The organism is Mesorhizobium sp. M2A.F.Ca.ET.043.02.1.1, assembly GCF_003952405.1.
In the GTDB taxonomy this organism is placed as follows: Bacteria; Pseudomonadota; Alphaproteobacteria; order Rhizobiales; family Rhizobiaceae; genus Mesorhizobium.
The window spans coordinates 3755510-3768744 of record NZ_CP034445.1; the positions used below are offsets into that span (position 1 = coordinate 3755510).

At 63.9% G+C, this 13235-nt stretch carries 13 protein-coding genes; 8 read left to right on the forward strand and 5 right to left on the reverse strand.

Annotated features, from left to right (window positions below; genetic code table 11):
• Positions 1 to 24: 24 nt before the first annotated feature.
• The 5 genes from EJ068_RS18015 (at position 25) to EJ068_RS18035 (ending at position 4830) form a co-directional block, all read left to right on the forward strand.
• Positions 25 to 432: a DUF2000 family protein gene (locus EJ068_RS18015; protein ID WP_127249723.1), complete on the forward strand. Its 408-nt coding sequence runs from the start codon at positions 25 to 27 to the stop codon at positions 430 to 432.
• 427 nt (positions 433 to 859) lie between these two features.
• Complete coding sequence (locus tag EJ068_RS18020) at positions 860 to 1744, forward strand: DMT family transporter (protein WP_189342073.1); 885 nt, start codon at positions 860 to 862, stop codon at positions 1742 to 1744.
• An 80-nt stretch (positions 1745 to 1824) separates the two neighbouring features.
• Positions 1825 to 2847, forward strand: coding sequence for a LacI family DNA-binding transcriptional regulator (locus tag EJ068_RS18025; protein ID WP_127249721.1), 1023 nt, complete (start codon positions 1825 to 1827; stop codon positions 2845 to 2847).
• Positions 2844 to 3827, forward strand: coding sequence for a 2-hydroxyacid dehydrogenase (locus EJ068_RS18030; protein ID WP_127249720.1), 984 nt, complete (start codon positions 2844 to 2846; stop codon positions 3825 to 3827). Before EJ068_RS18025 ends, EJ068_RS18030 begins: the two co-directional genes overlap by 4 nt.
• Before the next feature lie 331 nt (positions 3828 to 4158).
• Positions 4159 to 4830, forward strand: a complete 672-nt coding sequence (locus EJ068_RS18035; RefSeq protein WP_127249719.1) for an outer membrane protein — start codon at positions 4159 to 4161, stop codon at positions 4828 to 4830.
• A gap of 38 nt (positions 4831 to 4868) precedes the next feature.
• Here the strand turns inward: EJ068_RS18035 and EJ068_RS18040 are convergent, their stop codons facing one another.
• Positions 4869 to 5642 carry a gamma-glutamyl-gamma-aminobutyrate hydrolase family protein gene (locus tag EJ068_RS18040; RefSeq protein WP_127249718.1) on the reverse strand — a complete coding sequence of 258 codons (774 nt, stop codon included), beginning with the start codon at positions 5640 to 5642 and terminating at the stop codon, positions 4869 to 4871.
• A gap of 264 nt (positions 5643 to 5906) precedes the next feature.
• Here EJ068_RS18040 and EJ068_RS18045 point away from each other — a divergent pair, with 264 nt between their 5' ends.
• A complete protein-coding gene (locus EJ068_RS18045) occupies positions 5907 to 7016 on the forward strand; it encodes a TRAP transporter substrate-binding protein (protein ID WP_127249717.1) in 1110 nt (369 codons plus the stop codon).
• Between the two features lie 252 nt (positions 7017 to 7268).
• Here EJ068_RS18045 and EJ068_RS18050 read toward each other — a convergent pair whose 3' ends face one another.
• From EJ068_RS18050 to EJ068_RS18065, 4 genes are all read right to left on the reverse strand, one after another.
• The gene (locus EJ068_RS18050; protein ID WP_127249716.1) at positions 7269 to 8297 is read right to left on the reverse strand and encodes a zinc-dependent alcohol dehydrogenase family protein; all 1029 of its coding nucleotides are present in this window, start codon (positions 8295 to 8297) and stop codon (positions 7269 to 7271) included.
• Positions 8298 to 8309: 12 nt separating this feature from the next.
• On the reverse strand, positions 8310 to 10100 hold the full coding sequence (locus tag EJ068_RS18055) for a TRAP transporter large permease subunit (protein WP_189342148.1): 1791 nt from the start codon (positions 10098 to 10100) through the stop codon (positions 8310 to 8312).
• On the reverse strand, positions 10097 to 10702 hold the full coding sequence (locus tag EJ068_RS18060) for a TRAP transporter small permease subunit (RefSeq protein WP_127249715.1): 606 nt from the start codon (positions 10700 to 10702) through the stop codon (positions 10097 to 10099). The genes EJ068_RS18055 and EJ068_RS18060 overlap by 4 nt, the downstream gene beginning before the upstream one ends.
• Positions 10703 to 10990: 288 nt before the next feature.
• Positions 10991 to 11896 carry a branched-chain amino acid ABC transporter permease gene (locus tag EJ068_RS18065; RefSeq protein ID WP_127249714.1) on the reverse strand — a complete coding sequence of 302 codons (906 nt, stop codon included), beginning with the start codon at positions 11894 to 11896 and terminating at the stop codon, positions 10991 to 10993.
• Positions 11897 to 12088: 192 nt separating this feature from the next.
• On the opposite strand from EJ068_RS18065, the gene EJ068_RS18070 reads away from it, so the two are divergent.
• Both EJ068_RS18070 and EJ068_RS18075 read left to right on the forward strand, forming a co-directional pair.
• Complete coding sequence (locus tag EJ068_RS18070) at positions 12089 to 12697, forward strand: CGNR zinc finger domain-containing protein (protein WP_127249713.1); 609 nt, start codon at positions 12089 to 12091, stop codon at positions 12695 to 12697.
• The gene (locus EJ068_RS18075) at positions 12690 to 13220 is read left to right on the forward strand and encodes a hypothetical protein (protein WP_126079870.1); all 531 of its coding nucleotides are present in this window, start codon (positions 12690 to 12692) and stop codon (positions 13218 to 13220) included. Before EJ068_RS18070 ends, EJ068_RS18075 begins: the two co-directional genes overlap by 8 nt.
• Positions 13221 to 13235: the final 15 nt, after the last annotated feature.

The following is a 13235-nucleotide window of genomic DNA, read 5'->3' on the forward strand; positions in this document are numbered from 1 at the left end:
GGCCATCCCGGAGTCTCAATCTTGGTGTTCGATACGAAAATTGCAATTGTTCTCAGAGAGGATCTGCCGGTCTGGCAGAAGCTCAACGTCACCGCCTTCCTCACCAGCGGCATCGTCGCGCAATTCCCCGAGATCATCGGCGAGCCGTATCGCGACCGTGCCGGCAACCTCTACAACCCGATGTCGGTCCAGCCGGTCATCGTCCTGTCGGCCGACGCGGCGACGCTGGGCACGATCCACCGCCGGTCATTGGAGCGCGGCGTGACGACATCCGCCTATGTCGAGGAGATGTTTTCGACCGGCCACGATGCCGCCAACCGCGCCGTGTTCGCCGAATTCGCGCTGGACGATGCCAAGATCGTCGGCATCGCCCTGCGCGGCGAGAAGAAGCTGGTCGACAAGATCACCAAGGGCGCCCGCATGCATGGCTGATTTTTATACCGTCTTGAACGTTCGGGATTAGCAGCGACCTCGCCAACTTCGTCATCCTTGGGCGTAGCGACGCGAAGCGGAGCGAAGACCCAAGGATCCATGCCGTGACCTTCGCCGAGGTTCGCAACGGAGCAGAATTTTGCACCGTGGCTGGAGCGTCGATGTAACGGCATGGATCCTCGGGTCTGCGCGCGTCGCTTCGCTCCTTGCTCCGCCCGTGGATGACGAACCGCGAGAACCGTTCAAGCCAATCGCCGACGGCGATGCGCTCTAAGCCTGTCCAAAGCGCTTGTTGGGCCAGTCGCTTTTGGCTTGCCGGCCAGCGGCGATTGCCGCAGAAGGGGACGTCTATCCTCCCTTCGGCCCGACTTTGAGCATTCCCAAAAACAACGACGACAGCGCAACGCCGCCCGCGGCGATGCTTTTGATGCTTTGCGTCTATGTCTGCTTCACCTTTCTCGACACCTCCAGCAAATATCTGGTGCTGGCCGGCGTATCGGCACTGATCGTCGCCTGGGCCCGCTTCACCGTCCACGTCTTGCTCGTCGGCGTCTTCCTGCGCGGCTGGCGCGAGCCGGCGCGCTTTCGCGCCAACAACCTGCCTGCGCATATATTGCGCGGCTGCATGCTTTTCGGCTCGACCATGTTCAACATCCTGGCGCTGAAGACGCTGCAGCTGGCCGAGACGACGTCGATCTATTTCTTCGGCCCGATGGTCATCACCGCCCTTGCCGGCCCGCTGCTCGGCGAATGGGCCGGCTGGCGGCGCTGGCTGGCGATCCTCACCGGCTTTGTCGGTGTCCTGATCATCACCAGGCCCGGCGTCGGCGTGTTCGGCATTGGCCATCTCTTCGCGTTGTGCTCGATGCTGTCGAACAGCTTCTATGTCATCATGACGCGGCGCATGTCCTCGACCGAAACATCCGAGAGCCTGATATTGTTCTCGGCGCTGGCGCCGTCGGTGCTGCTGGCCCCGATGCTTGCCTTCGCGCCCACGCTGCCGCACGGCGGCTTTCAATGGTTCATCGTCCTGATGCTGGGCGTCTTCGGCGCCGGCGGCCACTATCTGCTGGTCCGGGCCTATCGCCTGGCGACCACCACGCAGCTGGCGCCTTTCCCTTATTCGCAGATGGTGTGGATGATCATCGCAGGCTGGCTGATCTTCCACCAGTTCCCGGACCGCTGGACCTTATTGGGTGCTGCCATCATCGTTGCCAGCGGCCTCTACATCATCCATCGCGAGCATCGGCTACGCGTGCGCAACTCCGCCTCGCTCGACACCGAGGCCGAGGCGCTGGCGAAAAAACTTTGATTTGCTCCGAGTCCGGTGGCATAAGGCCGTTTTAAAAAATTTAAAGACGTAGATCCGAAGACCCTGGGGAGCGAAGGGCACTGGCACAGAAGATCAAGCTTTCGACGATCGCGGATGCGCTCGGCGTCTCCACGGCAACGGTATCGCTGGCGCTGCGCGACAGCCCGCTGGTGGCTGGCGCCACGCGGGAGCGCATCAAGGAGCACGCGCGGGCCATCGGCTATATCTACAATCGTCGCGCCGCCTCGCTGCGCACCTCGCGCTCCGGCATCGTCGGCGTCGTCGTGCACGACATCATGAACCCGTTCTTCGCCGAGATCCTGCGCTCGATCGAAAGCGAGCTCGACCGCAGCCGCCAGACCTTCATCCTGTCCAATCATTACGACCAGCTGGAAAAGCAGCGTACCTTCATCGACACGCTGCTGCAGCTCGGCGCCGACGGCGTCATCATGTCGCCGGCCATAGGCACGCCGGCCGAGGACATCATCATGGCCGAGGAAAACGGCCTGCCGGCGGTGTTGATCGCGCGCAGCGTCGCCGGCGCCGACGTGCCGGTGTTCCGTGGCGACGACGCCTATGGCACCGCACTTGCCACCAATCATCTGATCTCGCTCGGCCATAAGCGCATCGCCATGGTCGGCGGCACCGACCAGACCTCGACTGGCCGCGACCGTTACCAGGGCTATCTCAACGCCATGGAGGCGGCCGGCCTGGATGTGAAGCCGTCCTGGCGCATTCCCGGTCCCCGCACCAAGCAGGCCGGCTTCGAAGCCGCGGGACAGTTTCTGGCGCTGAAGGACAAGCCGACCGCCGCCTGCTGCTGGAACGATCTGGTCGCGATCGGGTTGATGAACGGCATCGCGCGGGCAGGCCTCGTGCCCGGCGTCGATATCTCGGTCACCGGCTATGACGATCTCGAGGAGGCGGCAATCGCAACGCCGGCCCTGACCACGGTCTGGAACGGCCAGCGCGAGGTCGGCCGCCGCGCCGCCAGCGCCTTGCTCGACAAATTGAACGGGCAGGCGGTGCGGCCATCACAGGAACTGATCAAGCCGGAACTGCATGTGCGGCAGTCGACCGGCAAGCCGGTGGAGCGTGCATGACCATTGCAGAAGGAAAATTGCCGGTCGCCATTCTGGTGCCTGGCGATTTCAACGACCATGCCGTCAGCCGCCTAGACAGGGCGTTCAAGCTTGTGCGCATCGAACGCGCCGACCCTTCGCTGGTCACGGAAGAGATGCGCGCCACCGTGCGCGGCATCGCCTCCTATGCGGGCATCAACGCGGCGATCATCGACGCGCTGCCCAACCTTGAGATCATCGCCAGTTTCGGCGTCGGCTATGATTCGGTGGATGCCAATCACGCGGCCAAGCGCGGCGTCATGGTCACCAACACGCCCGACGTCCTGACCGAGGAGGTCGCCGACACCGCCATCGGCCTGTTGATCAACACCGTGCGCGAGCTCTACGCCGCCGAGAAGTGGCTGCGCGACGGCGACTGGGTGAAGAAGGGCAATTATCGCCTGAGCCGGCTTACCTTGCGCGGCCGCAGCGTCGGCATTTTCGGCATGGGCCGCATCGGCCGCGCCGTCGCCCGCCGCCTTGAAGCCTTCGGCCTGCCGATCGCTTACCACAATCGCCGCAAGGTGGAAGGCTTGGCTTACGACTATCATGCCACTTTGAAAGGCCTTGCCGAGGCCGTCGACACGCTGATCTGCATCGCGCCGGGTGGCGCCTCCACGGAGAAAGCGGTCAATGCCGAAATCTTGTCGGCGCTGGGTTCGAACGGCGTCTTCGTCAATATCGGCCGCGGCTCGGCAGTGGACGAGACAGCGCTGGCCGCCGCCCTGAAGAGCGGTACCATCGCCGCCGCGGGGCTCGACGTCTTTGCCGACGAACCGAACGTGCCAGGGGCCCTGCTCGACGCTGCCAATGCCTCGCTTCTGCCGCATGTCGGCTCGGCGTCCGTCCACACCCGCCGCGCCATGGCGGATCTTTGCGTCGACAATCTCGTCGCCTGGTTCACCGAGCGCCGGCCGCTGACGCCCGTGCCGGAGACGATCAACGTCAAGGCGCGCGGGTAAAACAATTCCAGGGACGTCTGAGGGGGCTTTCGCAGCCTATGGAACGTTCAACCGTTCCGGGCGCTTCGCCACATTTGTTAATGCTTTAGCCGGCCCATTATCTCCCGCTTAAGGCTTTGAAATCATTCTCCATACATGATCGAGTGTGGAGAAGCGGCATGAAGCTGGTTACGGGCTGGCTCTGCCGGGTGTCATTGGCGTCCACCGGCCACCAGACGGGAGCCAGCGTGGTTTTTGTGCAACTTCAGATAAGAAAGCATCTTCCGGATGCCCGGCTATATTGCGCTGCAATCGAAGCGGTCTACACTGCCGCGAAACACGGGGTGGGTCCATGAAATCGATTTTGTTGGCTTCTGCTATTCTTGCTGCCCTTCCGGGTAGCGCTTTTGCCGCGGATGCGCTTTCCGCCGCTCCGGCGATCTATGACTGGAGCGGCGCCTATGTTGGCGTCCAACTAGGCTATGGTTGGGGCCACGTCGATAGCCATGATCAGTCGATATCGAGTGGCAATTCGGATTGGGCCGACTCCTGGAAATCCAACGGAGTGCTCGGCGGTATCCATCTTGGCTACAACCAAGCTTACGGTTCGTTCGTTCTCGGCGGCGAAGCCGACATCGAAGCCTCCGGAATGAGCGGTTCAGTCGATTCGGCGTTTGCCGGCACGATCGACACCAAGATCGATGTCCAGGGTTCGCTTCGAGCCCGCTTGGGCTATGCGATGGGACCGGCATTGCTGTACGCAACCGGCGGTCTCGCGGTTGCTCATTTCAAAACCCACTATGAAGAAGGCCCGACGACGGATAGTTCATCCCACACAAAGGCAGGGTGGACGTTGGGCGCAGGTGTTGAATATGCCTTCGCGCAAAATTGGACCACCCGCGTCGAGTACCGCTACGCTGATTTCGGGAAGTTCACCGACAATCCAGCGACCGATAGCTCGTGGCTTTACCCGACTCACGTGACGACGCAATCTGTCCGCTTCGGCGTCAGCTACAAGTTCTGATCGCGGAATTTCGCACCAAGCGGCGGCTACATCGATATCTACTCCGCCGCGGCGCGCGCGCCTGCTTTTGCCGCCGCGTGCAGCCGCACGGCATCTCCGAAGGCCTTGAAGATCTTGGCGGAATTGCTGTCCGACTTCACCCAGTATTCGGGGTGCCATTGCACGCCGACCGCGAAGGCCCGCGCGTCCTTGACGGAAACCGCTTCGATCGTGCCGTCGGTGGCCAATGCCTCGATTTGCAGTTTCGAGCCGAGCCGGTCGATCCCTTGCCGATGCAAGGAGTTGACCTTGATGTCGCCGGCGCCGAACACGCTGGCTAAGCAGCTGCCCGGCTTGATCGAGACCGTCTGATGGATGGCGAAGCGCTCGTCCTGATTGTCGCTCACCGGCGCGCGATGGTCGAGCGAGCCTTCGCGCTCCTGGATCTCGGTGCCGAGCGTGCCGCCCAGCGCCACGTTCAGCTCCTGGATGCCACGGCAGATCGCAAGCACCGGCACGCCGCGCTCGAGCGCCTTGCGGATCAGCGGCAGCGTCGTGGCATCGCGCGCCTGATCGTAGGGACCGTTGGCCTCGCTCGGGTCGCCGTCATAAAGCGAAGGATGCACATTGGATTTCGAACCCGTCAGCATGACGCCGTCGACTGCCGACAGCAATTCGTCGAGGTCGAGCCGGTCCCCGAAGGACGGCACCAGCAGCGGGAACACGCCGGCGCCGGCCGCAGCCGCTTCCAGATACTGCTGGGGCGCGGCGTGCCAAGTGTAGTTGTCGAACTGGCGGACGTCGGTTGAGACGGCGACGAGCGGTTGCTGCATTTTGAGTTTGGTTTCCATCAGGCCAAGGAATTGTTCTGCCTATAAAATAAGCGATCCGACGCGGCTTTTCCATGGCAAGTTTGGCCGCCTCGCATGGGCCAGGGAAGTGAGCGTTAGACTATAGTTGCAGATGGCGGCCGAATGGCCGCTAGCTTGGTCGCGGCGCTGGACTCGACTTCTTGCCCGTGTATGGTTCTCGACAACCGGTCCGGGCACCGAGAATGTCCCGGCATCGGTCAGCTGATCCGCAAGGGAGGAAACTTAATGGATCGTCGTTCATTCATCCGCAAGGCCGGTGCGTCCGGCGTGGGCGCCGCGGCAGCGGCCGCGACGCTCGCCGCGCCGGCCATCGCCCAGTCCAACCCGAAAGTGACCTGGCGGCTTGCGTCGTCCTTCCCCAAGTCGCTCGACACGATCTATGGCGGCGCCGAGGTCTTCTCGAAAATGCTGTCGGAAGCGACCGATGGCAATTTCCAGGTCCAGGTCTTCGCCTCCGGCGAACTGGTGCCCGGTCTGCAGGCGGCGGACGCCACCGCAGCCGGCACGGTCGAAGCCTGTCATACGGTGGCATACTATTACTGGGGCAAGGATCCCACCTGGGCGCTGGGCGCGGCCGTGCCGTTCTCGCTCAATGCGCGCGGCATGAATGCCTGGCACTACCATGGCGGCGGCATCGACCTGTTCAACGAGTTCCTGGCCACGCAGGGCCTTTTCGGCCTGCCGGGCGGCAACACCGGCGTGCAGATGGGCGGCTGGTTCCGCAAGCAGATCAACACGGTCGCCGACCTGTCCGGCCTGAAGATGCGCATCGGCGGTTTTGCCGGCAAGGTCGTGCAGAAGCTCGGAGTCGTGCCGCAGCAGATCGCCGGCGGCGACATCTACCCGGCGCTGGAAAAGGGCACGATCGATGCCGCCGAATGGGTCGGCCCCTATGACGACGAGAAGCTCGGCTTCTACAAGGTAGCGCCCTATTACTACTATCCCGGCTGGTGGGAAGGCGGCCCGACCGTGCACCTGCTCTTCAACAAGGCCAAATACGAAGAGCTGTCGCCGGCCTACAAGTCGCTGGTGCACACCGCCGCCCAGGCGGCGGACGCCAACATGCTGCAGAAATACGACTTCCTCAATCCGGCGGCGGTGAAGCGGCTGGTGGCCGGCGGCGCCAAGCTGGCGCCTTTCAGCCAGGAAATCCTGGCGGCCTGCTTCGAAAAGGCCAACGAGGTCTATGCCGAGATGGAAGCCTCAAACGCGCCGTTCAAGAAGATCTGGGAATCGATCAAGGGCTTCCGCAAGGAGCACTATCTCTGGGCCCAGGTCGCCGAATACAATTACGACACCTTCATGATGGTGCAGCAGCGCAACGGCAAGCTGTAGGAGGCGATTGGCGCCTTCTCCCCGTCTCTAGACGGGGAGAAGGTCCCGGCAGGGGGGATGAGGGGCAGCGCCGGCTTCGGCGAATGGCAATTCACCCAGGTTTGGTAGGAGAGTCGAAGCCTCGGCTTTGCCTACCCGTCCAGCGTTGGCGCCGCCCTCACCTGGCTGCCGGCATCCTCTCCCCGTATAGTGACGGGGAGAGGATGCTGTCGTTGAGGGTTTCGCCAATCGCAGACATTGCAAGACTGCGTCTCAGCCTCGTCCCGGCACCACCAGCACCTTGACCTCGCCCGGCGCCGGCGGATTGGCGATGACGTCTGGAGCCTCTTCCAAGCTGACCTGCCTTGAGATCAGCCTATCGATCTCGATCGCCCCGGAGGCAATCAACTGCGCCGCCCGGCCATGCGTGAACGGGTTGAGGAAGGAGCCGAGCACCTTCAATTCGCGAAACAAAAGATCGAACGGCTCGATTTCCACCTTCATGCCTTGCGGCACCACGCCGACGATCACGACCGTGCCGCCGGCCTTGGCAATCCGCATCGACTGTTCGACCGTGTCGCGCACGCCGGCGCACTCCAGCACCACGTCGACGCCGCCGGGCGCCAGGCCATTCGGGCCGGCGATGGCTGCGACCGGATCGCCGGCGCTTGGATCTACCGTTGCCGTCGCGCCGAGCTCCTCGGCAAGCGCGCGGCGCGAGGCCTGCCTGGTCGACAGGATGATGGTCGCAGCACCGGCGAGCTTCGCCAGTTGCACGACGAGCAGGCCGATGACGCCGCCGCCGAGCACCACGACCGACGCGCCCGGCCGGATCGCTGCCAGGTCGACGCCGTGCAGGCAGCAGGCCAGCGGCTCGCAGAAGGCGCCATGCGTCGGTCTTAGGTTCGGGGGTAGCCGGAACGCCTGCCTGTGCGGCATCAGCACATAGTCGGCGAAGCCGCCGTCGCGATGGATGCCGATGGCGCTGAGATTGCTGCAGAGATTGACGCGGCCGGCATGGCAGTGGGCGCAGCGTCCGCAGGCGATGTTGGGATCGCCGGTGACGCGGTCGCCGATGGCAATGCCGGACACTGCCGCGCCGACGGCTTCGACAATGCCGGAGAATTCATGGCCGAGCGTCACCGGCGGCGTGCACGGGAACTCGCCGTGGAAAAGGTGCCGGTCGGTGCCGCAGACGCCGCAGGCTTCGATGCGCACGAGAACGTCCTCAGGCCCGGGAAAGGGTTTGGGGACCTCGCGCAGCGCGATCTTGCCTACCGCCTCCAGCCGCACGGCTCTCATGGTCCGCTCGCCTCAGTTGAATTTGGGTGGCTGCGAGAGGTCGGGTGCCGGCGCCGCCGGTTTGGCCGGCGCTTCGCCGAAGCTCGGCGGCTGCGACAGGTCGGGCGTGCCTGGCGCCGCCGACGCGCCGCCATTGGCGGGGGCAGCGCCGTTGTTCGCCGGCGGCGTGCCGAGCGGCGACAGCGAAGGCATGTCGGGCAGCTTGAGGTCGATGGTGCTGGGCTCCACCGCTGCCCCCTTGTAGCGCATGACCATTTGCGGGAACGCGATGGTGAGCCCGATCATGATCACCTGGATGCAGACGAACGGCACGGCGCCCCAATAGATCTGCCCGGTAGAGACCGGCGCGATCTGCTTTCCGGTGATCCTGTCCAGGTAAGGCACGCGGGCCGCGACCGAGCGCAGGTAGAACAGCGCGAAGCCGAATGGCGGATGCATGAAGCTGGTCTGCATATTGACGCCGAGCAGCACGCCGAACCAGATCAGGTCGATGCCGAGCTTGTCGGCGGCGGGCGCCAAAAGCGGCACGATGATGAAGGCGAGCTCGAAGAAATCGAGGAAGAAGGCAAGCAGGAATACCAGGATGTTGACGCCGATCAGGAAGCCTGTCTCGCCGCCGGGCAGCGAGGTCAGGAGATGCTCGACCCAGATGTGGCCGTTGACGCCGTAGAAGGTCAGCGAGAAGACGCGCGCGCCGATCAGGATGAACAGCACGAAGGATGAAAGCCTGGTCGTCGAGGCGAGCGCCTGTTTGACGACGTCGAGCGACAGCCGCCCCTTGGCCGCCGCCATGATCAATGCTCCGACCGAACCCATGGCGCCGCCCTCGGTCGGCGTGGCGATGCCGAGGAAGATCGTGCCCAACACCAGGAAGATCAGCGCCAGCGGCGGGATCAGCACGATTACCACCTGCTGCGCCAGCTTGGACATCATGTTGATGCGCAGCCGCTGGTCGACGATGGCGGCGACATAGATGACGATGACCCCGACGGCGAAGCCGAGGATGTCGGCATTGTCGCCCTGTGTCGGTGCAAGATAGCGATAGGCGCCGTATGAGATCGCGCCGGCAATCAGCAGCGCCACGATCAGCGACAGCACGCCGCGGCCGAGCGTGCGGGCCTCGAGCGGCAGCGCCGGCATCGAGTTCGGCCGGACGATCGACATGATCAGGATGTAGAGCATGTAGATGCCGGTAAGTACGATGCCCGGGATCAAGGCGCCGGCATACATGTCGCCGACCGAGCGGCCGAGCTGGTCGGCAAGCACGATCAACACCAGCGAGGGCGGGATGATCTGGGCAAGCGTGCCGGAGGCCGCGATGACGCCCGCCGCCAGCCGCCGGTCATAGCCGTAGCGCAACATGATCGGCAGCGAGATCAGCCCCATGGCGATGACCGAGGCCGCCACCACGCCGGTCGTTGCGGCCAACAGCGCGCCGACGAGGATGACCGCATAGGCAAGGCCTCCGCGGATCGGCCCGAACAGCTGGCCGATCGTGTCGAGGAGGTCTTCGGCCATCCCTGAGCGCTCGAGCACGATGCCCATGAAGGTGAAGAACGGTATCGCCAGCAGCGTGTCGTTGGACATCACCCTGGTGCCGTAGAAATTGTCCGGCAGCGCATGCAGCAGCGGCCAGGCGAGGTTGATCGACCCGCCGGAATAGGGCGAGACCAGCACGCCGATGAAGAAGAACAGCAGGCCGTTGGCGGCGAGCGAGAAGGCGACGGGGTAGCCGATCAAAAGGAAGATGATCAGCGAGGCGAACATGATCGGCGCCATGTTCTGCGCGATGAACTCGATCATGGGCGGACCTCGCCAGCGATGGCTTTGGCTTCCTCGGCCAGCGCCTCCGCCTCGAGCCTGGCCTGCTCATGCGCCGATATGAAGGGATTGGGATCGTCCATGTCGCCGCGCATGATGGCGATCTTCTTGATGATCTCGGAAACGCCTTGCAGGGCCAGCAGGAAGAAGCCGACGAGCAGGATGGCCTTGGCCGGCCAGACGATCAGGCCGCCGGCATTGGTCGATATCTCGCCGCTGTGGAAGGACAGCGACACATAAGGCACGAAATAGACCACCATCAGCACGACGAAAGGCATCAGGAAGAACAGGTGGCCGAGCAGGTCGATCCAGTGCTGCACGCGCCGCGAGAACATGCCGTAGACGATGTCGATGCGGATATGGTCGTTCTGCTTCAGCGTGTAGGCCGCGGCCAGCATGAAGGCGGCGCCGAACAGATACCACTGCAGTTCGAGCCAGGCATTGGACGAGGTGTCGAACACCTTGCGGATGACGGCATTGCCGGCGCTCACGAGGATCGCAAGCAGGATCAGCCAAGAGACCCAGCGGCCGATGAACTCGTTGATGCGGTCGATCGTCCTGGATAGAGCGAGAAGCCCTGCCATGCATATCCTCCCTCACAATGCGGCGCGCCCGATTCCCCCTCCGGTGTCGCGTCGCCTGGCCCAACGGTATGCAGTGCGTGGTCCGGCAGGTCAACATGGCAAAGCCGCGCCGAGCAGATCGATAAGCCGCGCAGAGGCGGAATGCCGCCGCCTGACGGTAGGTCATGCAACGAAAGTCTGGGATGCTTAAAGCATGTCTCCTGAAAGTGGGAACCGGTTTCGGGACAAAGACATGCTAAAACCAAAAACCTAAAGCGGATGAAGGGAATCTGAAAGATCGCGACGCGCTTAGGCGATCTTGGCCTGGTCGCGCCCGGCGCCGATCAGCACCAGCATGGCGACGAGGAAGAGATAGATCCAGGCGTCGCGCCATTCGAGCGGGAAGTAGCCGGCCCAGAGCGATTCAGCCATGCCGAAGGCCGCGGCGCCAAGGGCCGCCCGAAGCGGCGACAGGTAGCCGCCGACCGCCGTCACGAACAGGATCTTCAGGCCGTAGACCAGCCCGGTGCCGAAGGAGACATTGCCGTAGTAGAGGCCGGCAAGCACCCCGGCCAGGGCCGCGCAGAAACCGCCGAACAGCACGGCGCGACGGAACACCGCGCGCACATCGACCCCGCACATCGCCGCTGCCTTCGGATCGTCGGAGACGGCACGCCAGGCGCGGCCGAAGCGCGAATGCGAAAACAGCCAGGCCGCCAGCGCCACCAGCGCGACGACCCCCGCGCAGTCAAGCAGCTGGATGACGGTGAGCGTGACCTTGAACCCTTCACCTTCGGCGAAAACGACGGGATCGGCGAGCATCGGCGGCAGCCAGAGATCATGCGTGTCGGCGGCGATGCGGCTCGCCTCCGACAGGAAGATCAAGATGCCGAGCGTCGTCACCACGATGGCGTTGGGCGAGCGGTCGGCGAGCCTCTCGAACACGCTGCGCGACAGGACGTGGCTTATCAGCGCGGCGTAGAGCAGGGCCGCGGCGACGCCGAGCGCCACCGCGGCGGTCAGCGTCAGCCACAGCGCCTGATAACCGAAGGCGGCGGTCAGGATCATCGTCTGGCCGCAGAAGGCGAACAGCGCGCCATAGGCCAGGTTGGTGCGGTGCAGGATGCCGTTGGTCAGCACATAGCCGAAGGCGAGCAGCGCGTAGAGCGCGCCTGAATGCAGCCCGTTCAGCACCTGCTGGAAGAAATAGAGCATGCGGCATCCCCTACAGCGCCGCGCGCCCGTCCGGCGCGCAAAGGACGCTGTAGCACTTTGATTTTGCGCATGACCCTTTCCAAAAATCGTTCCGATTTTGGTGCCATGCGCGGGCCGGATAATCCGGCCCACTCGGAAATTTGCACTCGGAATATAACTTGTCAAACACGTTTTATAGGTTAGATTTCGATCATGACGGTATCCTGGACCCCGCACCGCTTCACCGGCGGCATCCTTGCGCTTGATACGGCGAACACCGTGGTGCTGCGCAACGATCCGCAAAAGTCCTTCGACCGTTTCGACGACCCGGCCGAGATCGCCCGCTTCGCCGAGGCGGCCAGCGGCTTCCGCGCGGCCGAGCTCGGCGGCCGGCGGCTGTGGGCGCCGGAGCCGGGTGGGATCAAACCGACCGTCATCTCGATCCGCGAAGCGACCGATCGTCTGTTTCGCCATGCCGTATCGAATGGCGCGGTGGCGACCAGCCACCTGCCGGATTTCCTCACGGCCTGCGCCAGCGGGCTGTCCGGCAGCGCGACCGAGATCGGATCGCCTGGCCAGCCTTTCGGCGACCCGCGAACGCCGATCGCCTTCGAGGCGGCTTTGGCCGTCTCGGCGCTGTCGCTGCTGCGCGACGAAACGGTGGCAAGGCTGAGGATCTGCCCCAATTGCAGCTGGCTGTTCGTCGACCGCAGCCGCAACGCCAGCCGGTTGTGGTGCGATATGGCTGTCTGCGGCAATCGCCAGAAGGCAAACCGCTATTACCGCCGCCGCACGGCGGCGAGGGAGGTTCCCAATGCTTAGCAAACTGTCGCGTTCAGCTTTGATCGGCGCCGCCCTGGTCGCCGCAGTCGCGCTCGGCGCCTGCCGCGACACCGGCAAGGACCAGCTTTTCGCCATCTCGGGAAAACTGTTCGAGTTCAACTACCGGCTGGCCATCGCCACCTATGTCATCACGCTGAAGCCGCTGCGGCCGATGGTCGACGGTCAGGTCGCGGTGGTGAGCTTCCAGAATCCGGCCGGCGGCGACCCGCTCATCGTCAACCAGAAGATCTGGCCGAAGCTGCCGCACATCACGCTCACCAGCCCGCCGCTCACCTGCGTGGTCAAAGATAAACCCTATTCCGTCTCGATCCGCATCGAGGATGCGAGCGGCACGCTGCTGCAGAGCATCGATACCACGATGACCTCGTCCGAGGACCAGACGATGCTGCCGGACCGGCCACTGGTGATCGGGCCGAAATACGAGCTCAACCCGGACCTTGCCGGCCATCCTGACGGCAAGCTGCCCGATGCCCAGAAGCCGGATTGCTCCAAAGCGACTTGAGCCACGAAATTTTTG